Below are 20180 nucleotides of genomic sequence, written 5' to 3'. Positions count from 1 at the left end.
GACGCAATCGCGGGGCAAGCCCGCGATAGGGCCCTTGCGGCCAATCAACAATCCGGCTTGTCGGCGGTGAAGCGCCGCGCCGGGTTCACCGCGGCCTTGAACTCGCGCAGGGCCTTGGAGCCCACCAGCAGCGGGTAGTTGAAGTTGCTGCGGTCGGTGAGGTTCACCTCGACCGTGCGCTTGACCTCGCCCAGGCACAACTCCAGGTCGATCACTGGCCGACGCGCCGCTTCGGCGGGCTCGTCCTCGTCTTCCTCGTCGCCGCTGCGCGCCTTGATCTTGCTGATGCGCGACACCTTGTGCTCGTACACCTTGCCGTCGGCATCCTTGGTGGCCAGGCGGAAGCGCACCCAGTCCTCGCCATCACGGCTGAAGGTCTCGATATCCTTGGCCGACAGCGACGCGGTCAGCGCGCCGGTGTCCATCTTGGCCTTGAGGGTTTCGCCGATCTCCGGGAGTTTGATGTACTCGTAGCGGCCATACAGCGTCGGCTCGGCGGCCATCACCGGCAGCGCCAGCAACGACAGGAGGGCTAGCAAAGGTTTCACGGGCAGAATTCCTTGAGATGAGACAGTGCTTAGACTGCGCAGGCAGGATAGGTTCGTTGTCACAGGTTATCCAACACAATGTGAAACATTTGTACCACCCACCGGGCACTGGACGTTTGGCGTAAGACGCTGCCCTGCTTATCATTGCCAACCGCCAAATTCACACAACAAGAGTCTCCTTATGCGTCGCCTGCTGACCGGCATCCTCACCACCCTGCTGCTGCTGCTCAACACCCTGGTGCTGATCGGCCCGCTGCTGGTCTTCGCCCTGCTCAAGCTGGTGCTGCCCGGCCGTGGCCGCGACTATGCCTCGTGGGCGGTGATGTGGATCGCCGAGACCTGGTCGGAAATCGACAAAGCGATCTTCGCCCTGTGCATCCCCACCCAGTGGGATATCCGCGGCGTCGAAAACCTGCGCCAGAGCACCTCGTACCTGTGCGTGAGCAACCACCAGACCTGGGTCGACATCCCCGCGCTGATCGAGAGCCTCAACCGCAGGGTGCCGTTCTTCAAGTTCTTCCTCAAGAAGGAGCTGATCTGGGTGCCGCTGCTGGGCCTGGCCTGGTGGGCGCTGGATTACCCCTTCATGAAACGCTACAGCAAGGCGTTTCTCGACAAACACCCGGAACTCAAGGGCAAGGACCTGGAAATCACCAAAGCCGCCTGCGAGCTGTTCAAGCGCCAGCCGGTGACCGTGGTCAATTACCTCGAAGGCACCCGTTTCACCGAGGCCAAGCGCGCAGCGCAGCAGTCGCCCTACCGCCACCTGCTCAAGCCCAAGGCCGGCGGCGTGGCGTTCGTGCTGGCCGCCCTCGGCGAACAGCTGGATGCGCTGCTCGACGTCACCATCGTCTACCCCGGCGACAAAGCGCCAGGGTTCTGGGACCTGCTCAACGGCAGCATCAGCCGGGTCATCATCGACATCCGCGTGCGTGAGCTGGACCCGACCCTGTGCGCCGGGGATTACGAGAACGACCCGGCCTTCCGACAGACGGTGCAGGCCTGGGTCAACCAGCTGTGGGAAGACAAGGACCAGCGGATCGAGCAGTTGCGCGCAGAAATGCGCTGACCCCAAAAGGCCCTGTTACTCCTGGCAGGAGCGGGCTTGCCCCGGTCGTCAGACCGATGGCGTGGCGACTGCCGGGGCCGTCCACAGGCTGCCCAGGTTTTGCAGCAGCGACCCGGCAATGCCTTGCTGGCCCAGGTACTGCAGGATCAACGGGGCGAACTGGCCGATCATGCCGGTATCCATCCCCAGCGCCTTGAAGGCGTTGTCCAGGTCGGCGCGGTTCTCGACGTTCTCGCCCAGGGCGTTGCTCAGTGCCGAGGGTTTCTCGCTGTTCTTGCCCAGCAGTTCGCCCAGGCCATTCAAGCCCCCCAACGCATTGGCGCCGGCCAGCAGGTCGAGCCCCGGCACGGCCTTGGTCAACTGGCCGTAGTCGTCGCCGCTCAGGTTGTTGCGCGCCAACCCGAGCATGGCGCCCGCGCCGCCCACGGCCTGCTCCGGGGTGATCTTCAGCTCGCTGCCCAGGGTGTTGAGCAGGTTGGCCTGCCCAGCAGGGGCCTGCACCTGGCCGTTGGGGTTCTGCATGGCCGAGACGGCGTTGGCCGCGTCGCTGAGGTTGAAGGCGAACACCGGGCTTGCGGCCAGGGTCATCAGGGTTGCCAGGGTGAATGCTTTCATCGGGAGGGACCTCGTTGGCCGGGATGGCCGGGAAACGAGGCGTTGGACTGGGGGTATGGGGGTTTGTTCCGGGCCGGGCGTCGCGTTGCGGCCCCGGCGCGCTCAGGGCATGCCATGAAACCCCGACTCCGGCACCTGGCGCAGTGCCGCCACCAGCGCGTCCACCTGCCCTAGCGCCACCTCGAGGTTCAACAGGCCAGCCATCAGTAGCCTGCGCACGTCCGGGTCAGTGGCGCTTTCGTGCGCCTGGACGATATCGGCATAGGTATGAAGCATGGACTTGCAGGCGTTCGACAGCACGGCGTCGATGGGCACGAGGCCTTCGAAGATGGCCGTGGAGAGGGATTGGCCGGCGGGGATGTCGAAGGTGCGGTGCAGGTCTGCGGGTGGGTCTGGGACGATCTTTTTCATGTCAACTCCGTGTTGATTGGGCTGCATCCTTTCGTTTCCACACGTTTAGGGTGGCAGCTGTACACGGGGTGGAAAGCCGGGAACACGGAAAACCCGGTAGGTCCGAAGACCTCCCGCATACAGCTGCCATAACGGGCGGCTGCTTTTCCGTATACCCGGGTTTCCACACCCGGTCGCTGAATGGCCAGCGACCGGGAAAGCCTAGGGGGCAGGCTTTCCCAGGACAATCAGAAGGGAGTCGACAGGTTGCGTAGGGTATTTCGTCAGGGATGGGCGATTCAGTAGGACGCGGCCTAGGGCCTTGTAGGAGGGGTCTCCCAAGCCATGCCCCTACCCGCCCCTCTCAACCCAACACCCACAAAAAAGCCCCTCGCAAGGAGGGGCTCCACTCACACCCTTCAGGCCGCGCTGAAGGTCTTGTGCGGGTCGATCACGAATTTCTTCGGCACGCCCGCATCGAACTCGCCATACCCCTCCGGCGCCTGGTCCAGGCTGATCACCTGCACCCCGACCACCTCGGCGATGTTGATACGGTCCCACATGATCGCCTGCATCAGCGCACGGTTGTACTTCATCACCGGGGTCTGCCCAGTGTGGAAGCTGTGCGACTTGGCCCAGCCCAAACCGAAACGAATGCTCAGCGAGCCGATCTTCGCCGCCGCATCCACCGCGCCCGGGTCTTCGGTCACGTACAGGCCCGGGATACCGATCTTGCCGGCCACGCGGGTGACCTGCATCAGCGAGTTGAGCACGGTGGCCGGGGCCTCGTGCTTGGCGCCTTCATGGCCGTGGCCACGTGCCTCGAAGCCCACCGCGTCGACGGCGCAGTCCACTTCCGGCTCGCCGAGGATGTCGGCGATCTGCTCGTGCAGCGGGGTGTCCTTGGACAGGTCGACCACCTCGAAGCCTTGGCCCTTGGCATGCGCCAGGCGGGCCGGGTTGAGGTCGCCGACGATCACCACGGCCGCGCCCAGCAGGCGCGCCGAGGCGGCAGCGGCCAGGCCGACCGGGCCGGCACCGGCGACGTAGACCGTGCTGCCTGGCCCGACACCGGCGGTGACGGCGCCGTGGTAGCCGGTCGGCAGGATGTCGGAGAGGCAGGTCAGGTCACGGATCTTCTCCATGGCCTTGTCGCGATTAGGCAGTTTCAGCAGGTTGAAGTCGGCATACGGCACCAGCACGTATTCGGCCTGGCCGCCGGTCCAGTCGCCCATGTCGACGTAGCCGTAGGCACCGCCGGCACGCGCAGGGTTGACGGTCAGGCACACGCCGGTGTGCATCTCTTTGCAGGAGCGGCAGCGGCCGCAGGCGACGTTGAAGGGTACCGAGACCAGGTCGCCGATCTGCAGGTGTTCGACGTCGCGGCCTTTCTCGATCACCTCACCGGTGATCTCGTGGCCCAGCACCAGGCCGACCTGCGCGGTGGTGCGGCCACGGACCATGTGCTGGTCGGAGCCGCAGATGTTGGTGGAGACCACCTTGAGGATCACCGCGTGCTCGATCTTCTTGCCGCGTGGGTCCTGCATCTTGGGGTAGTCGATCTTCTGTACCTCGACCTTGCCGGCGCCGAGATACACCACTCCACGATTACCAGACATGCTCTTACCTCGCTTGATTTGTAGTTATGCAGCGTTGGTTGAAGCGCCGCCATCCATGGGCGGCATGTGTTACTGGATGGGGGAATTGTGGGCTTGATGGGGGAAGTCGCGGTGACTGGATGCGACAGAGGGTTGTCTGTTTGCGGCGAGGGTGCGGCGGCGCGCGCCATCGCGGGGCAAGCCCCCTCCTACAGGGGATCAGCGTGCCTGAGAACGGCGCTGTACCTGTAGGAACGGGCTTGCCCCGCGATGAGGCCGATCAGAGCACCACCGTCCGATTGGCGTTCAAGAACACCCGCCGCTCGATGTGATACCCCACCGCCCGCGCCAGGGTCAGGCACTCGATGTCGCGCCCCTTGGCGATCAAGTCTTCCGGGTAATGGCTGTGGTCCACCACCTCCACGCCCTGGGCGATGATCGGCCCTTCGTCGAGGTCGTTGTTGATGTAGTGCGCCGTGGCGCCGACCATCTTCACACCCTTGTTGTAGGCCTGGTGGTAAGGCTTGGCGCCCTTGAAACCGGGCAGCAGCGAGTGGTGGATGTTGATCGCCCAGCCATCCAGGCGCCGGCACAGCTCCGGCGACAGCACCTGCATGTAGCGAGCGAGAATCACCAGTTCCGCGCCGGTCTCCTCGATCACCTGCAACACCTTGCGCTCCTGGGCCGGCTTGTCGTTCGGGTCCAGGGCGAAGTGGTAGTAGGGAATCTTGTGCCAGTGCGCCAGCGGTTCCAGGTCAGGGTGGTTGGACACCACCGCGACCACGTCCATCGACAGCTGGCCGATGCGCTGGCGGTACAGCAGGTCGTTCAGGCAATGGTCGGCCTTGGAGACCATGATCACCACCTTGGGGCGGTGGTTCGGCGCGGTCAGCTCGAAGGCCATGCCGAACGCTTCGCTGCGCTCGGCCAGCCCCGCGCGAAAGGCGTCTTCATCGAAGCCGTCCGGCGCGCGGAACTCGACGCGGATGAAGAAGCGCCCCGACAGCCGGTCATCGAAGGAGTGGTGCTCAGTGACGTAGCAGCGCTGCTCGTAGAGGTGCCGCGTGACGACATCGACCGTGCCGAGCATGCTCGGGCAGTCGGCGGTGAGGATCCAGGTGTCCGGTGCCCGACTCATGATCTGCGCTCCTTATGCCTCGATGGCCAAGCCGTACTCGGCCGATGCGTCCTGCAGCCACAGCCACCAGTAGTCGGAGAAGCTGCGGCGGATCACCAGCTCCCAGGTGTCTTCGGCGGTGCGGCGGATCACCAGTTGCGACTTGGCGAACACGGTGCCCACGGCCTTGCCGACCGGGAAGTTGTTCGGGTGCACGTCATAGCTGGTGGATTTCATCAGCACGTCGCGCACGTTCGCGCCGCGCAGCTCGAGCAGGGTCTGCCCGCCGCTGACGTTGACCACCTGCACGTGCAGGCCGTCGAGGGCCTCGCGCAGTTTCTGCTCGGTGGCGTACTCCTGGCCTGCGGGAACGATCAGCAGCCATTCGTCCGGGCCCATCCATTGCAGCGACATCTCGCTGTTGGCGACCACGGTCAGGGCCACCGGCAACTCCAGGCCCAGGGCCTTGTGCACGGCGCCGGCGAACTGCGGGTCGTGGCCGTCGCCACGGATCGTCAGGTGGCCGAGGAATTTCTTCTCGCGCAGGGTCACCCCTGCGTTCTTGCGGCCTTTGCCGACCAGGCTGGCCAGGTCGGCGTGGTGCAGCGGCGACTGGGCCTTGGCCTCACCGCCGGGGTTTTGCTGGAAGACGTTGATAGCGCTCATTTCTTACCTGCCTTGAATTCTTGTGCCAGGAACGGCGCCGACCTGTAGGAGCGGGCTTGCCCCGCGATTGGGGCGCTGAGGCCACCATCGCAATCGCGGGGCAAGCCCGCTCCCACAGGGTCCGGCGCGGTCTTCCAATGCCTTAGACGTTCTGCCGCTCACCCTTCGGATCGAAGAACACCGAAGACACGATTTCCGCCTCGATCACGCTGCCGTCGGCCTGCGGCGAATACACCCGCTCGCCCAGGCGCTTGAGGCCGCCCTTGACCACGCCCATGGCGAACGAATAACCCAGGGAGTTGGCCGCGTAGCTGGAGGTGACGTGACCGACCATGTCCATCGGGATCGGCTGTTTCGGGTCGAACACCAGTTGCGCGCCTTCCGGCAGCCACACGTTCGGGTCGACCGGCTTGAGGCCCACCAGCTGCTTGCGGTTCTCGCGGGTGGTGTCTTCGCGGTTCATGCCGCGCAGGCCGATCCACGAGTACGGCTTGTTGCGGCCCACGCACCAGCTCATGTTGAGGTCGTCGGGGGTCATCGAGCCGTCGGTGTCCTGGCCAACGATGATGAAGCCCTTCTCGGCGCGCAGCACGTGCATGGTCTCGGTGCCGTAAGGGGTCAGGTTGTACTGCTTGCCCGCCTCGACGATCTGCTCCAGCACGCCCATGGCGTAGTTGGCCTGCACGTTGATTTCATACGACAGCTCACCGGTGAACGAGATGCGGAAGACCCGCGCCGGCACACCGCCGACGTTGCCTTCCTTCCAGCTCATGAACGGGAAGCCTTCCTTGTCCAGGTCGATGTCGCTGATCTCGGCCAGCAGCTTGCGGCTGTTGGGGCCGGACAGGGTCATGGTCGCCCAGTGGTCGGTGACCGAGGTGAAGTACACCTTCAGCTCCGGCCATTCGGTCTGGTGGTACAGCTCCAGCCATTGCAGCACGCGGGCCGCGCCGCCGGTGGTGGTGGTCATGATGAAGTGGTTGTCGCCGACGCAGGCGGTCACGCCGTCGTCGAAGACCATGCCGTCTTCCTTGCACATCAGGCCGTAGCGGGCCTTGCCCACGTCGAGCTTGGTCCAGGCGTTGGTGTACACGCGGTTGAGGAATTCGCGCGCGTCCGCGCCCTGGATGTCGATCTTGCCCAGGGTCGAGGCGTCGAGCAGGCCGACGCTGTCACGCACCGCCTTGCACTCGCGGGCCACGGCGGCGTGGATGTCTTCGCCCGGCTTGGGGAAGTACCACGGGCGCTTCCACTGGCCGACGTCCTCGAACTCGGCGCCGTTCTTCACGTGCCAGGCATGCAGGGCGGTGAAGCGCACGGGTTCGAACAGGTGGCCGCAGTGCCGGCCCGCCACCGCGCCGAAGGTCACCGGCGTGTAGTTGGGGCGGAACATGGTGGTGCCCATTTCCGGGATGCCGATGCCCAGCGAACGGGCGGCGATGGCCAGGCCGTTGATGTTGCCCAGCTTGCCTTGGTCGGTGCCGAAGCCCAGCGCGGTGTAGCGCTTGACGTGCTCGACCGACTCGAAGCCCTCGCGGGTGGCCAGTTCGATGGCCGCGGCGGTGACGTCGTTCTGCTGGTCGACGAATTGTTTCGGCGCGCGCGCGGTGCCTTTGTCGTGCGGCACCTGGAACAGCGCCACGGTGGCCTCTTCCTTGCGCTGCACGGTTTTCGGCAGGGTGCCGGCGCTGGCCTTGAAGCCCGCCTCGGAGGCTGCGCGCACGCCGCCTTCGAAGCCCTCGGCGAGCACGTCGCCGAGCGCGTAGACGCCGTTCACACCACCCACGCACACGCGCTTCTGCGGCGCATCGCCCGGCACGAAGCCGAGGATATCTTCGCGCCACACCGGGCGGCCGCCCAGGTGCGAGGCCAGGTGCACGACCGGGCTGTAGCCGCCGGAGGTGGCGACCAGGTCGCAGTCGAGCCACTCGCCGGGGCTGGTGACTTTGTGTGCCTGCGCGTCGATGGCCGCCACGCGGGCGCCGCTGACGTGCTTGCCGCCACGGGCTTCGATCACCGCGCTGGAGGTGAGGATGCGAATGCCCTTGGCGCGCGCTTCCTCGACCAGCGAACCGCGCGGGTTGTGGCGCGCGTCGGCGATGGCCACCACTTGCAGGCCGGCGTCGTGCCAGTCCAGCGCGGCGCGGTAGGCGTGGTCGTTGTTGGTCGAGAGCACCAGCTTGCGGCCCGGCGCCACGCCGTAGCGGCGCACGTAGGTGGACACGGCGCCGGCCAGCATGTTGCCCGGCAGGTCGTTGTTGCCGTACACCAGCGGGCGCTCATGAGCACCCGCGGCGAGCACCACGCGCTTGGCGCGCACACGGTGCACGCGGTGACGCACCTGGCCGATCGGCGCGCGGTCGCCGAGGTGGTCGGTGAGGCGTTCGTGAATGGTCAGGAAGTTGTGGTCGTGGTAGCCGTTGACCGTGGCACGTGGCAGCAGGGTCACTTCCGGCAGGCCTTGCAACTCGGCGAGGGTCGCGGCGACCCAGTCGGCGGCGGGCTTGCCGTCGAGGGTTTCGCGGCTGTCGAGCAGGCTGCCGCCGAACTCTTCCTGTTCGTCGGCGAGGATCACCCGCGCCCCGCTACGGCCAGCGGCCAGCGCAGCGGCAAGGCCGGCAGGGCCGCCGCCGACGATCAGCACGTCGCAGTGCTGGTTCATGTAGTCGTAGCTGTCGGGGTCGTTCTGCAGCGGCGCGCGGCCCAGGCCCGCGGCCTTGCGGATGTACTTCTCGTAGGTCATCCAGAACGACTTGGGGTACATGAAGGTCTTGTAGTAGAACCCCGGCGGCATCATGTTGCCGCCGACCTTGCCGATGATGCCCATGACGTCGTTGTTGACGTTCGGCCAGCCGTTGGTGCTGCTGGCCACCAGGCCCGAGTACAGCGCCTGCTGGGTGGCACGCACGTTGGGGATCTGCGTGGCTTCGCTGGAGCCGATCTGCAGGATGGCGTTCGGCTCTTCGGTGCCGGCGGCGATGATGCCGCGCGGGCGCGAGTACTTGAAGCTGCGCCCGACGATATCGACGCCGTTGGCCAGCAGCGCGGCGGCCAGGGTGTCGCCGGCATAGCCCTGGTAGGTCTTGCCGTTGAAGGTGAAGTTCAGGACCTTGCTGCGGTCGATGCGTCCGCCGCTGGCGAGGCGATAGGTCTGGCTCATACTTTTTCCCCTTGGCCCTTGGCGGTCGCGGCGGCGGCTTGCTTGCCGGCGGCGGTGACTTGAGGCTTCTCGCCGATCTTGTAGGTTTCCAGGATCTCGTAGGTCACCGTGTCACGGGTGACGTTGAAGTACTGGCGGCAGCCGGCGACGTGGTCCCACAGCTCGTGGTGCAGGCCACGCGGGTTGTCGCGGAAGAACATGTAGGTGCCCCACTCCTCGTCGGAGCAGGCGTTCGGGTCCAGCGGGCGGGCGATGTGCGCCTGGCCCGAGGAATGGAATTCTTCTTCGGAGCGCAGCTCGCCGCAGTGGGGACAGAAAATGTGCAACATGACGGTTGTCTCCGGGTCAGTGGGCGACGGCAGCGGCGCCGTGTTCGTCGATCAGCGCGCCGTTGTAGAAACGGTCGATGGAGAACGGCGCGGCCAGTGGGTGCATCTCGCCCTTGGCCAGGCTCGCCGCGAAGACGTTGCCCGAGCCTGGGGTGGCCTTGAAGCCGCCGGTGCCCCAGCCGCAGTTGAAGAACATGTTCTTGACCGGGGTCTTGGAGATGATCGGGCAGGCGTCCGGGGTGGTGTCGACGATGCCGCCCCATTGGCGGTTCATGCGCACGCGCGACAGGATCGGGAACATCTCGACGATCGCCTGCAGGGTGTGCTCGATCACCGGGTACGAGCCGCGCTGGCCGTAGCCGACCCAGCCGTCGATGCCGGCGCCGATGACCAGGTCGCCTTTGTCGGACTGGCTGATGTAGCCGTGCACGGCGTTGGACATGATCACGCTGTCGATGATCGGCTTGATCGGCTCGGACACCAGCGCTTGCAGCGGGTGCGATTCGAGCGGCAGGCGGAAGCCGGCGAGCTTGGCCATGTGCCCGGAGTTACCGGCGGTGACCACGCCGACGCGCTTGGCGCCGATGAAGCCCTTGTTGGTTTCCACGCCGATCACCGCGCCGTTTTCCTTGCGGAAACCGATCACTTCGGTCTGCTGGATCAGGTCCACGCCCAGGGCGTCGGCGGCGCGCGCATAGCCCCAGGCCACGGCATCGTGACGGGCCACGCCGCCACGGCGCTGCACGGTGGCGCCGAGGATCGGGTAGCGGGTGTTCTTCGAGCAGTCCAGGTACGGGATCTCGGCGGCCACCTGCTCGGTGCGGATCAGCTCGCCGTCCACGCCATTGAGGCGGTTGGCGTTGACCCGGCGCTCGGAGTCGCGGATGTCCTGCAGGGTGTGGCACAGGTTGTAGACGCCGCGCTGGGAGAACATCACGTTGTAGTTGATGTCCTGCGACAGCCCTTCCCACAGCTTCATGGCGTGTTCGTACAGGTGCGCCGACTCGTCCCACAGGTAGTTGGAACGCACGATGGTGGTGTTGCGGGCGGTGTTGCCGCCGCCCAGGTAGCCCTTCTCGACCACCGCGACATTGGTGATGCCGTGCTCTTTCGCCAGGTAGTAGGCGGTGGCCAGGCCATGCCCGCCACCGCCGACGATGACCACGTCGTAGACCTTCTTAGGGGTCGGCGTGCGCCACATGCGCTGCCAGTTCTCGTGGTGGCTGAGGGAGTGCTTGAAAAGGCCGAAGCCCGAATAGCGTTGCATGTTGGTTACTCCACTCAGCGGTAGACCGGGAAGTCGGCGCACAGCGCGGCGACGTTCTTGGCGACGTCGGCCTCGACGTCGGCATCGCCCAGGTTGTCCAGCACATCGCAGATCCAGCCGGCCAGCGCCACGCACTGGGCGACCTTGAAGCCACGGGTGGTGACGGCCGGGGTGCCGATGCGCAGGCCCGAGGTGACGAACGGCGACTGCGGGTCGTTGGGCACGGCGTTCTTGTTGACGGTGATGTGCGCGCGGCCGAGGGCGGCGTCGGCGTCCTTGCCGGTCAGGCCCTGGCGGATCAGGCTGACCAGAAACAGGTGGTTGTCGGTGCCGCCGGAGACCACGTCGTAGCCGCGCTCGATGAACACCTGGGCCATGGCCTGGGCGTTTTCGATGACCTGCTGCTGGTAAGCCTTGAAGCCGGGCTCCAGCGCTTCCTTGAAGCACACCGCCTTGGCGGCGATCACGTGCATCAGCGGGCCGCCCTGGGCGCCGGGGAACACGGCGGCGTTGAGCTTCTTCTCGATCTCTTCGTTGGCCTTGGCCAGGATCAGGCCGCCGCGCGGGCCGCGCAGGGTCTTGTGGGTGGTGGTGGTGACCACGTCGGCGAAGGGGATCGGGTTCGGGTACAGGCCGGCGGCGACCAGGCCCGCGACGTGGGCCATGTCGACGAACAGCAGCGCGCCGACTTTATCGGCGATCTGGCGGAAGCGTGGGAAGTCGAGGGTTTTCGAATAGGCCGAGAAGCCGGCGACGATCATTTTCGGCTTGTGCTCGACGGCCAGGCGCTCGACTTCATCGTAGTCGATCAGGCCGGTATTGGTGTCGATCCCGTATTGAACGGCGTTGTACAGCTTGCCCGAGGACGACACCTTGGCGCCGTGGGTGAGGTGGCCGCCATGGGCCAGGCTCATGCCCAGGATAGTGTCGCCGGCCTGCAGCAGGGCCAGGTACACGGCGCTGTTGGCCGACGAGCCGGAGTGCGGCTGGACGTTGGCGTAGTCGGCGCCGAACAGCTGCTTGGCGCGCTCGATGGCCAGCGCCTCGACCTTGTCAACGTGCTCGCAGCCGCCGTAGTAGCGCTTGCCCGGGTAGCCCTCGGCGTACTTGTTGGTCAGGCCGCTGCCCTGGGCCTGCATGACGCGCTTGCTGGTGTAGTTCTCCGAGGCGATCAGCTCGATGTGATCTTCCTGGCGCTGTTCTTCGGCATTGATCGCCGCCAGCAGTGCGTCGTCGTAACCCTGGATCTGGTCTTGCTTGCTGAACATCGTGTATCTCCCGGCAGCGATCGTTTCTTGTCTGATGAGGGTCTTCTCACCCTTTGCCGCGATGGTATGACTGGGCCGGGGGGCACAGATGCCTGCGCGCGCCTTGCAATGGCGCGTTTACGACATCGCGGGTGTCGGTGCTGGCTTCATCGCGGGGCAAGCCAGCGCCCACAGGCTCCCCAGCGGCCCAAGCAACGCGGCTTGGCCTGGGGGAGCGGGCTTGCCCCGTGATGAAGCCAGCACCAATGGCTTGTATAGGCAACCGTTTCAGCGATGGTTTAGAGTGCTGCCTTGCGTCGTAAAAAGGACAGGCGTCATGACCGATAACAACCAACAATTCGCCAGCGACAACTACTCCGGCATCTGCCCGGAAGCCTGGGCTGCGATGGCCAAGGCCAACCAGGGCCACGAACGCGCCTACGGCGACGACCAATGGACCGAACGCGCCGCCGAGTACTTCCGCGAGCTGTTCGAGACCGACTGCGAAGTGTTCTTCGCCTTCAACGGCACCGCCGCCAACTCACTGGCCCTGGCCTCGCTGTGCCAGAGCTACCACAGCGTGATCTGCTCGGAGACCGCCCACGTCGAGACCGACGAGTGCGGCGCGCCGGAGTTCTTCTCCAACGGTTCCAAGCTGCTGACCGCGCGCAGCGTGAACGGCAAGCTGACCCCGGAGTCGATCCGCGAAGTGGCGCTCAAGCGCCAGGACATCCACTACCCCAAGCCGCGCGTGGTGACCATCACCCAGGCCACCGAGGTCGGCACCGTGTACCGCCCCGACGAGCTCAAGGCGATCAGCGCCACCTGCAAGGAGCTGGGCCTGAACCTGCACATGGACGGCGCGCGCTTCTCCAACGCCTGCTCGTTCCTCGGCTGCTCGCCGGCGGAGCTGACCTGGAAGGCCGGCATCGACGTGCTGTGCTTCGGCGGCACCAAGAACGGCATGGCAGTGGGCGAGGCGATCCTGTTCTTCAACCGCGCCCTGGCCGACGACTTCGACTACCGCTGCAAGCAGGCCGGGCAACTGGCCTCGAAGATGCGCTTCCTGTCGGCGCCGTGGGTCGGGCTGCTGGAAGACGGCGCCTGGCTGCGCCATGCCAAGCACGCCAACCACTGCGCACAGTTGCTGGCATCGCTGGTGAGTGATTTGCCGGGGGTGGAACTGATGTTCCCGGTGGAGGCCAACGGGGTGTTCCTGCAACTGCCGGAACAGGCCTTGGAAGCCCTGCGTAACAAGGGCTGGCGCTTCTATACCTTCATCGGCAGCGGCGGCGCGCGGTTCATGTGCTCGTGGGACACCGAAGAAGCGCGGGTGCGCGAGCTGGCGGCGGATATCCGCGCGATTCTCACTGCCTGAAGCGCTATTGCCTTTGCCGCCCCTATCGCGGGGCAAGCCCGCTCCCACAGGCAACGCGGTGTTTCTGCAGGAGCGGGCTTGCGCCGCGATAAGGCCGGCACAGGTTCACCGTGGCGTTCTGAATTATTGCTCGCCGATGGTCCGGGCGATGGCGGTCACCGCCGCATCCACTTGCGCCTGGGTGCGCTCGAGGGTCTGCTGGTGCTCGCGCTGCAGTTCGATCTGCTTGGAGCACAGGTTAAGGGCCGCCAGTACCAGCAATTTGTCGCCGATCAGGGTCGGGTACTGGCGCTTGGTTTCCGCCAGGGCGGCGTTGAGCATGCGCACCGCTTGCGACAGGGTCTCCTCCTGGCCTTCGGGCGCCTTGAGCGAATAGTCGTTGCCGAGGATCGACACGACGTTGATCGGCTGCGCGTGCAGTCTCATGCGCCGACGACACCCGCGCTGGCGCGCTCGACCAGGGCCTGGATGCGCGCGGCGGTGGCACCGTGCTTCTCTTCCTGCTCCATCAGCGACAGTTGCAGGGTTTCGTTCTCTTCCTTGGCCTGGGCCAGTTCGGCGTCGAGCTGCTGGTTCTGCTCGGCCAGTTGGGTGTTCTTGTGCATCAGGTCGTTGACCAGTTGCTCCAGTTGATTCAGGGATGCTTCCAACATGCGTCTATCTCGGGTTGTTGCAAAGGGCGCACATGGTAAAGACATGCGCGCGCCCCCGCCATTAAATATCGGGAACCAGCGGCCCCAGCCCGCGAAGATTGACAGGCCTTGGCGCACCTTGTTCCGACCTGGGTCAACCGCCTGTCAGGAAGCTCACGCCCAGGCGGCGAAATTTCCGCGCGAGCCCTCAAGACTAGGCGGTCACGACCGATAGGCAATTAGGTCAATTTCCTTCGCATGGATCGCGAAACGCCTTTCAGGTACCGCCTCCATGTCCCTACGTAGTCTGAATATCGCCCCTCGCGCGCTGCTGGGCTTCGCCCTGATCGGTGTACTGATGCTGGGCCTGGGTGCCTTCTCGCTGGTGCAGATGGGCAAGATCCGCCAGGCCGGCATGGATATCGAACGCATCAGCGTGCCGAGCATCAAGACCCTCGATGAACTGACCGCACTGAACCTGCGGCTGCGCACCCTCTCCTACCGCTTGCTGGTCAGCCGCGACGCCCAGGCCCAGGCCGACATCCAGCGCCTGCTGGAAGAACGCAACCTGCAGATCGACAAAGCCCGCCTCGCCTACGAGCCGCTGATCTCAGCCGCCGACGAACAGGCGGCCTACGACCAGTACGGCCAGTTGCTCGGCCAGTACCGCCAGCTCGAGGCGCGCCTGCGCAGCCTTAGCCAGGCGGGCAAGCTCGATGAGTTGCGCGAGCTGCTCAACCGTGACCTGCTGGCCAACTCCGACCAGATCAACAAGGTGATGGACACCCTGGTGCGGATCAACACCGACCAGACCCGCGAAACCAACGAAGCGGCCGCCAGCCAGTACGACAGCGCCTTCACCCTGGTGATCGGCCTGCTGATCGCCGCCGCCGTGGTGACCCTGGTGTTCGCCCTGCTACTGACCCGCAGCATCGTCCAGCCGATCGACGAAGCCCTGCAAGCCGCCGAGCAGATCGCCGAGGGCGACCTGACCCACAGCATCCACGCCGAAGGCAACGACGAGGCCGCGCGCCTGCTCAAGGCCATGGCCAAGATGCAGGACAAGCTGCGCGACACCTTGCAGTTGATCGCCGGCTCCGCCACCCAGCTGGCCTCGGCCGCCGAGGAGCTCAACAGCGTCACCGACGAGAGCGCCCGTGGCCTGGCCCAGCAGAACAACGAGATCCAGCAAGCCGCCACGGCGGTCACCGAGATGACCAGCGCAGTGGAAGAAGTGGCGCGCAACGCGGTCAGCACCTCGGAGGCTTCGGGTGAGGCCAGCCGCTCGGCCGGCGATGGCCGCGACCTGGTGCTGGAGACGGTCGGCGCCATCGAGCGCATGAGCGGCGACGTGCAGGCCACCGCCGGGCTGGTGGCCAAGCTCGCCGAGCAATCGCGAGACATCGGCAAGGTGCTCGACGTGATCCGAGGCCTGGCCGACCAGACCAACCTGCTGGCGCTCAACGCCGCCATCGAGGCGGCGCGGGCCGGCGAGGCGGGCCGTGGCTTCGCCGTGGTGGCCGACGAGGTGCGCGCGCTGGCCCACCGCACCCAGCAGTCGACCAGCGAGATCGAGCGGATGATCGGCAGCATCCAGGGCGGCACCGAGCAGGCGGTGGAGTCGATGCGCACCAGCACCGAGCGCGCCGAGTCGACCCTGAACATCGCCCGTGGCGCGGGCCTGGCGCTGGACACCATCGCCAGCGCCGTCGGCCAGATCAACGAGCGCAACCTGGTGATCGCCAGCGCCGCCGAAGAGCAGGCGCAGGTGGCGCGCGAGGTGGACCGCAACCTGGTGAACATCAACGACCTGTCGGTGCAGAGCGCCACCGGGGCGCACCAGACCAGCGTGGCGAGCGCTGAGTTGTCACGCCTGGCGGTGGACCTGAATGGGTTGGTGGCGCGGTTCCGCACCTGACCTGACGAACCTGGGGCCGCTTCGCGGGGCAAGCCCGCGACTACAGGTTCAGCACGGCTCTTCAGAACAGTGCTGAACCTGAAGGCGCGGGCTTGCCCCGCGATGCCTTCACACTGGCCGCTGGATCAGTAGTCGATCCGCACATCACCCTTCGGCACACTGCAGCACGACAAGATGTAGCCCTCGGCTTCATCCTCCTCGGTAATCCCGCCGTTGTGGTCCATCTCCACTTCGCCGCCGAGCTTGAGCACTTTGCAGGTGCCGCAGATGCCCATGCCGCAGGCCTTGGGGATCATCAGCCCGGCCTTGGCCGCTGCCGCGTGCACGGTCTCGCCCGGGGCGATGCGGATGCTCTTCTCGCTGCCGACGAACTCCACCAGGTTGAGTTCGGCCAGGTCCAGCTCCGGCGCGTCCGCCGCCGCTTCGGCATGCTCCACCGCGTCGGCCTTGGCCTCCGGCGGCGTCGCGCCGAACGACTCCTCGTGGTAGTTCTTCATGTCGAAGCCGACCGCTTCGAGCATGCGCTTGACCGCGTTCATGTACGGCGTCGGGCCGCAGCAGAACACCACGCGCTCCATGTAGTCCGGGGCGATCAGCTCCATCAGGCGCTGGTTCAGGTAGCCGCGGTAGCCGGCCCAGGGTTCGCCCAGGCCATGCTTCTCGCAAATGATGTGCAGGCTGAAGTTGGGGATCCGCGAGGCCATGTGCTCCAGCTCGCGGTGGTAGATGATGTCCTTCGGCGAGCGGGCGCTGTGCACGAAGACCATGTCGACGTTGGCATTGGTGTCGTAGAACCAGCGCGCCATGGACATCACCGGGGTGATGCCGACGCCGCCGGAAAGGTACAGCACCTTCTGCGCCGGGAAGTCCATGGCGTTGAACAAGCCCACCGGGCCGTGCACGGCCAACTCCTGGCCTTCGTGCAAGGTGTCGTGAAGGAAGTTCGAGACCTGCCCGCCCGGCACGCGCTTGACGGTGATCGAGAAGCTGTACGGCACCGACGGCGAACTGGAGATGGTGTAGGAACGCATCACCGGCTTGCCTTCGATCTCCAGCTCCAGGGTGACGAACTGCCCTGGCTTGAAGAAGAACATGATCGGCTGGTCGGCCATGAAGCAGAACGTGCGCACGTCCCAGGTCTCCTGGATGACCTTGACGCAGCGCACGATGTGGCGGCCGTTGGCCCAGGTCTGGGTGGTGACCGGGTTGAGGAAGGTATCGGACATGTTCATCTCCAGCAGCCGACTATCGGCCTTCTTATGCCCCCGATAATGCGCAAGCGCGCGGCGTCGCACATTCCCATCCGCGACATCGGCGTGCTTATCGCGACCAGCCCCGCACCACAAGGGTTGGCGCGTCGGAATTCGATTCGGCCATGTCGCCCATGGATATGGTTCGCGAACGGCGCGAACGCACACTCCTCGGCAAATGGACCTGCTGATTTTTTTCAGCCAGCCTTGCGGCACCACAACAACGATTAGCCACCTTTCGCCGGCCGACAACGGCCTTGAGGATACAACGATGGACGTCACCGCAACCCTGAGCCTGGGCGATCCACTGGAACCCGCACGCAAGGCCACCGCCGAGATGCTGCAGACCCGCGAGCGCACCTACTCGCTGCCGCAGCCGTTCTACTGCGACGAGCGCGTGTTCCAGATCGACATGCAGGAGATCTTCCACAAGGAGTGGCTGATCGCGGGGCTCGTCAGCGAGATCCCGACCAAGGGCAATTTCCTCACCCTGCAGATCGGCAAGAACCCGGTGATCGTCATCCGTGGCGCCGAGGGCAAGGTGCACGCCTTCCATAACGTCTGCCGCCACCGCGGCTCGCGCCTGTGCACCAGCGAGAAGGGCAAGGTGGCCAAGCTGGTCTGCCCGTACCACCAATGGACCTACGAGCTCGACGGCCGCCTGCTGTTCGCCGGCACCGAGATGGGCGCCGACTTCGACATGAAGCAGTACGGCCTGAAACCGGTGAACGTGAAGGTCGCCGGTGGCTACATCTTCATCAGCCTGGCCGAGAACCCGCCAGCGATCGACGAGTTCCTGGCAACGCTCGACCACTACATGGAACCGTACGACATGGAGAACACCAAGGTGGCGGTGCAGACCACCTTGATGGAAAAGGCCAACTGGAAGCTGGTGCTGGAAAACAACCGCGAGTGCTACCACTGCAACGGTTCGCACCCGGAACTGCTGAAGACCCTGCTGGAGTGGGACGACACCAACGACCCGCGCGCCGACCAAGCCTTCAAGGACCACGTGGCCGCCTCGGCCGCCGCCTGGGAAGCAGAGAAGATCCCGTACCTGCACAAGAGCCACGGCCTGCGTAACCGCATCGTGCGCATGCCGCTGCTCAAGGGCACCGTGTCGATGACCATGGACGGCAAGCAGGCATGCAAGAAGCTGATGGGCCGCATCCAGAACCCGGACCTGGGCTCGATGCGCATCCTGCACCTGCCGCACTCGTGGAACCACTGCATGGGCGACCACATGATCGTGTTCACCGTGTGGCCGATCAGCGCGCAGGAAACCATGGTCACCACCAAGTGGCTGGTGCACAAGGATGCGGTCGAGGGCGTGGACTACGACCCCGAACAGATGCGCAAGGTGTGGGACGCCACCAATGACCAGGACCGCCGCCTGGCCGAAGAGAACCAGCGCGGGATCAACTCCACCGCCTACCAGCCGGGGCCGTACTCCAAGACCTACGAGTTCGGCGTGGTGAACTTCATCGACTGGTACAGCGACCGCGTGCTGGCCAACCTGGGGGCGGAGCCAGCGCCGTACCTGAAGGAAGTGAAAACCCAGTAACCGCTTCGCAACCCCCTGAAAACGCCACGGTGAGTACTCGCCGTGGCGTTTTTACATGCCTATGCAGAGGATCTCTACAGGTTATGCACAGATCGCTGCACAGGCCCTGTGGAAAATCATAGGGCGCGTTGATCGAACATGGCGCAGACCTACTGATCATTATTTGATCAAATCCATCCAAGCCAGATTTATCAAGGCCTACAGCGTAAACCGAACACCTTGTCCACAGAGCCGCCAACAGAATTTGTGAGCAGGAAGAGAATGCGCTGAAAAGGCTTGTGGATAAGCAATAAAAGCCCAGTGAAAACGCTGGGTTGGTGGTCTTTAACCGGTAATCGCTCAAAAAACGATCAAATCCTTCAAGGCCTTTGTCTATGAGGCTTGTAGCGGTTACCAAACAGATTATCCACAGAGCCGCCAACAGTGATTGTGGGCAACCTCGTCCAATTGCCACTCACAGGAAACGAAAAAGCCACGGAAAATCCGTGGCTGCTCTTGGTCAATTATTGATCAAACCTCTGCAGGCCTTGTTTTTCAAGGGATTGGGGCAGGCGCGAACACCTTATCCACAGAGTGGCGAACAGAGTTTGTGTGCAAAGCGCCTGTGATGGCCCTATCGCAGGGTTGCCCCGCGATTAGGGCCGGCACTGGCTCCCCCCTCAACGCAGCACTCCTTCCTCCACCAGCAGCTTCAATACCGCCTCGGCGCCTTCCTGCGGGGAAACATCCTTGAGTACCTTGCCACCGCCGCCGCTGGCCTTGGCCGTGGCCGCCTTCATCCGGTCGGCGCCGCTCTTGGCCTTGATCACTTTCAGCCGCTTGGGCCGTGGACGTGCCGGCTGCAGGGCGTCGTCGCCCAGCAGCTCGTCCTCCACCACCGCCACGTCACGCGCCGCCAGCACACCCCGGCGCGCCGGCCCGAAGGCGCTCTGGCGCGGCTTGGGCGCGGCGTTATCCACCGTCGCCAGCAACGGCAGGCGCACCTTCAGCCGACGGCGTTGGCCACGCGGCAACGCCTGCAACACTTGGGCGGTGCCATTGTCGATGGATTCGACCTCGGCCAGCCCCACCACCAGCGGCCAGCCCAGACGCTCGGCGAGCAGGAACGGCAGCATCCCCGAACCTTCGCCGGTCTCGGCCTGGCTGCCGGTCAGCACCAGCTGGGCCCCGGCATCGCGCAGGTAGTCACCCAGCACGCCAAGCACATCGGCGCCCGCTGGCTGCTCCAGCACGTCCAGATGGTCCAGGCCCATGCCCAGGTAGCCGCGCAGGGCCTCCTCGCGCGGGTCGCCGGCATGCACCACCTGCAAGTTATCCCCAGCCAGCTGCAAGCCCAGTTCCACGGCGCGGGCGTCCTGCTCGGCGCGGCGTGCGCGGCCGGAGCTGGGGTGGGCGCCGATCGACACCAGGCTGATCACTTTGGTACTCATGC

Annotated in this window: 18 protein-coding genes and 1 pseudogene; 5 read left to right on the top strand and 14 right to left on the bottom strand. The window is 65.2% G+C overall.

Going from position 1 to position 20180, the window contains the following annotated elements:
- Positions 1-44 precede the first annotated feature (44 nt).
- Positions 45-548 (bottom strand): ATP-dependent zinc protease family protein, encoded by a 504-nt coding sequence (locus tag P0Y43_RS03295; RefSeq protein ID WP_275635876.1) that lies wholly within the window; start codon positions 546-548, stop codon positions 45-47.
- 181 nt (positions 549-729) lie between these two features.
- On the opposite strand from P0Y43_RS03295, the gene P0Y43_RS03290 reads away from it, so the two are divergent.
- A complete protein-coding gene (locus P0Y43_RS03290; RefSeq protein WP_275635875.1) occupies positions 730-1617 on the top strand; it encodes an acyltransferase in 888 nt (295 codons plus the stop codon).
- Positions 1618-1665: 48 nt separating this feature from the next.
- Here the strand turns inward: P0Y43_RS03290 and P0Y43_RS03285 are convergent, their stop codons facing one another.
- The 9 genes from P0Y43_RS03285 to P0Y43_RS03245 form a co-directional block, all read right to left on the bottom strand.
- A complete protein-coding gene (locus P0Y43_RS03285) occupies positions 1666-2232 on the bottom strand; it encodes a DUF2780 domain-containing protein (RefSeq protein ID WP_275635874.1) in 567 nt (188 codons plus the stop codon).
- A 102-nt stretch (positions 2233-2334) separates the two neighbouring features.
- Positions 2335-2643, bottom strand: coding sequence for a hypothetical protein (locus P0Y43_RS03280; protein ID WP_275635873.1), 309 nt, complete (start codon positions 2641-2643; stop codon positions 2335-2337).
- Between the two features lie 398 nt (positions 2644-3041).
- Complete coding sequence (fdhA, locus tag P0Y43_RS03275; protein ID WP_275635872.1) at positions 3042-4241, bottom strand: formaldehyde dehydrogenase, glutathione-independent; 1200 nt, start codon at positions 4239-4241, stop codon at positions 3042-3044.
- A 259-nt stretch (positions 4242-4500) separates the two neighbouring features.
- On the bottom strand, positions 4501-5358 hold the full coding sequence (gene purU, locus P0Y43_RS03270) for a formyltetrahydrofolate deformylase (RefSeq protein ID WP_275635871.1): 858 nt from the start codon (positions 5356-5358) through the stop codon (positions 4501-4503).
- 12 nt (positions 5359-5370) lie between these two features.
- Positions 5371-6003: a sarcosine oxidase subunit gamma gene (locus P0Y43_RS03265; RefSeq protein ID WP_275635870.1), complete on the bottom strand. Its 633-nt coding sequence runs from the start codon at positions 6001-6003 to the stop codon at positions 5371-5373.
- Between the two features lie 142 nt (positions 6004-6145).
- Entirely contained in the window at positions 6146-9163 is a 3018-nt protein-coding gene (locus P0Y43_RS03260; protein ID WP_275635869.1) for a sarcosine oxidase subunit alpha, read from the bottom strand.
- Complete coding sequence (locus P0Y43_RS03255; RefSeq protein WP_275635868.1) at positions 9160-9492, bottom strand: sarcosine oxidase subunit delta; 333 nt, start codon at positions 9490-9492, stop codon at positions 9160-9162. The genes P0Y43_RS03260 and P0Y43_RS03255 overlap by 4 nt, the downstream gene beginning before the upstream one ends.
- Before the next feature lie 16 nt (positions 9493-9508).
- Positions 9509-10759 (bottom strand): sarcosine oxidase subunit beta family protein, encoded by a 1251-nt coding sequence (locus tag P0Y43_RS03250; RefSeq protein ID WP_275635867.1) that lies wholly within the window; start codon positions 10757-10759, stop codon positions 9509-9511.
- 14 nt (positions 10760-10773) lie between these two features.
- On the bottom strand, positions 10774-12027 hold the full coding sequence (locus P0Y43_RS03245) for a serine hydroxymethyltransferase (RefSeq protein WP_275635866.1): 1254 nt from the start codon (positions 12025-12027) through the stop codon (positions 10774-10776).
- A 316-nt stretch (positions 12028-12343) separates the two neighbouring features.
- Between P0Y43_RS03245 and P0Y43_RS03240 the strand changes: the two genes are divergently transcribed.
- A complete protein-coding gene (locus P0Y43_RS03240; RefSeq protein ID WP_275635865.1) occupies positions 12344-13384 on the top strand; it encodes a low specificity L-threonine aldolase in 1041 nt (346 codons plus the stop codon).
- A 123-nt stretch (positions 13385-13507) separates the two neighbouring features.
- Here the strand turns inward: P0Y43_RS03240 and P0Y43_RS03235 are convergent, their stop codons facing one another.
- Positions 13508-13810 (bottom strand): cell division protein ZapA, encoded by a 303-nt coding sequence (locus P0Y43_RS03235; RefSeq protein WP_275635864.1) that lies wholly within the window; start codon positions 13808-13810, stop codon positions 13508-13510.
- The gene (locus P0Y43_RS03230; protein WP_275635863.1) at positions 13807-14037 is read right to left on the bottom strand and encodes a hypothetical protein; all 231 of its coding nucleotides are present in this window, start codon (positions 14035-14037) and stop codon (positions 13807-13809) included. The genes P0Y43_RS03235 and P0Y43_RS03230 overlap by 4 nt, the downstream gene beginning before the upstream one ends.
- 271 nt (positions 14038-14308) lie before the next feature.
- Between P0Y43_RS03230 and P0Y43_RS27000 the strand changes: the two are divergent.
- Together P0Y43_RS27000 and P0Y43_RS26995 are read left to right on the top strand one after the other, a co-directional pair.
- Positions 14309-15079: pseudogene (locus tag P0Y43_RS27000) on the top strand (MCP four helix bundle domain-containing protein); the annotation flags it as partial.
- A complete protein-coding gene (locus P0Y43_RS26995; RefSeq protein WP_430540218.1) occupies positions 15062-15934 on the top strand; it encodes a methyl-accepting chemotaxis protein in 873 nt (290 codons plus the stop codon). The pseudogene P0Y43_RS27000 and the gene P0Y43_RS26995, both read left to right, overlap by 18 nt.
- Positions 15935-16059: 125 nt before the next feature.
- Here P0Y43_RS26995 and gbcB read toward each other — a convergent pair whose 3' ends face one another.
- Positions 16060-17160 (bottom strand): glycine-betaine demethylase subunit GbcB, encoded by a 1101-nt coding sequence (gene gbcB / locus P0Y43_RS03220; protein ID WP_275635861.1) that lies wholly within the window; start codon positions 17158-17160, stop codon positions 16060-16062.
- A gap of 295 nt (positions 17161-17455) precedes the next feature.
- On the opposite strand from gbcB, the gene gbcA reads away from it, so the two are divergent.
- A complete protein-coding gene (gbcA, locus tag P0Y43_RS03215; RefSeq protein ID WP_275635860.1) occupies positions 17456-18748 on the top strand; it encodes a glycine-betaine demethylase subunit GbcA in 1293 nt (430 codons plus the stop codon).
- A 659-nt stretch (positions 18749-19407) separates the two neighbouring features.
- Here the strand turns inward: gbcA and P0Y43_RS03210 are convergent.
- A complete protein-coding gene (locus P0Y43_RS03210) occupies positions 19408-20178 on the bottom strand; it encodes an electron transfer flavoprotein subunit beta (protein ID WP_275635859.1) in 771 nt (256 codons plus the stop codon).
- Between the last annotated feature and the right edge of the window lie 2 nt (positions 20179-20180).

The organism is Pseudomonas entomophila (assembly GCF_029193575.1).
Taxonomy (GTDB): Bacteria; Pseudomonadota; Gammaproteobacteria; order Pseudomonadales; family Pseudomonadaceae; genus Aquipseudomonas; species Aquipseudomonas entomophila_G.
This window is presented reverse-complemented; position numbering and strand designations above follow the sequence as displayed.

What these genes read in the sequence shown, in the direction of transcription:
- P0Y43_RS03290 (WP_275635875.1), top strand. Translation starts at nt 730, where the DNA reads ATGCGTCGCCTGCTGACCGGCATCCTCACCACCCTGCTGCTGCTGCTC.
- P0Y43_RS03285 (WP_275635874.1), bottom strand. Translation starts at nt 2,232, where the DNA reads ATGAAAGCATTCACCCTGGCAACCCTGATGACCCTGGCCGCAAGCCCG.
- P0Y43_RS03280 (WP_275635873.1), bottom strand. Translation starts at nt 2,643, where the DNA reads ATGAAAAAGATCGTCCCAGACCCACCCGCAGACCTGCACCGCACCTTC.
- fdhA (WP_275635872.1), bottom strand. Translation starts at nt 4,241, where the DNA reads ATGTCTGGTAATCGTGGAGTGGTGTATCTCGGCGCCGGCAAGGTCGAG.
- purU (WP_275635871.1), bottom strand. Translation starts at nt 5,358, where the DNA reads ATGAGTCGGGCACCGGACACCTGGATCCTCACCGCCGACTGCCCGAGC.
- P0Y43_RS03265 (WP_275635870.1), bottom strand. Translation starts at nt 6,003, where the DNA reads ATGAGCGCTATCAACGTCTTCCAGCAAAACCCCGGCGGTGAGGCCAAG.
- P0Y43_RS03260 (WP_275635869.1), bottom strand. Translation starts at nt 9,163, where the DNA reads ATGAGCCAGACCTATCGCCTCGCCAGCGGCGGACGCATCGACCGCAGC.
- P0Y43_RS03255 (WP_275635868.1), bottom strand. Translation starts at nt 9,492, where the DNA reads ATGTTGCACATTTTCTGTCCCCACTGCGGCGAGCTGCGCTCCGAAGAA.
- P0Y43_RS03250 (WP_275635867.1), bottom strand. Translation starts at nt 10,759, where the DNA reads ATGCAACGCTATTCGGGCTTCGGCCTTTTCAAGCACTCCCTCAGCCAC.
- P0Y43_RS03245 (WP_275635866.1), bottom strand. Translation starts at nt 12,027, where the DNA reads ATGTTCAGCAAGCAAGACCAGATCCAGGGTTACGACGACGCACTGCTG.
- P0Y43_RS03240 (WP_275635865.1), top strand. Translation starts at nt 12,344, where the DNA reads ATGACCGATAACAACCAACAATTCGCCAGCGACAACTACTCCGGCATC.
- P0Y43_RS03235 (WP_275635864.1), bottom strand. Translation starts at nt 13,810, where the DNA reads ATGAGACTGCACGCGCAGCCGATCAACGTCGTGTCGATCCTCGGCAAC.
- P0Y43_RS03230 (WP_275635863.1), bottom strand. Translation starts at nt 14,037, where the DNA reads ATGTTGGAAGCATCCCTGAATCAACTGGAGCAACTGGTCAACGACCTG.
- P0Y43_RS26995 (WP_430540218.1), top strand. Translation starts at nt 15,062, where the DNA reads ATGGCCAAGATGCAGGACAAGCTGCGCGACACCTTGCAGTTGATCGCC.
- gbcB (WP_275635861.1), bottom strand. Translation starts at nt 17,160, where the DNA reads ATGTCCGATACCTTCCTCAACCCGGTCACCACCCAGACCTGGGCCAAC.
- gbcA (WP_275635860.1), top strand. Translation starts at nt 17,456, where the DNA reads ATGGACGTCACCGCAACCCTGAGCCTGGGCGATCCACTGGAACCCGCA.
- P0Y43_RS03210 (WP_275635859.1), bottom strand. Translation starts at nt 20,178, where the DNA reads ATGAGTACCAAAGTGATCAGCCTGGTGTCGATCGGCGCCCACCCCAGC.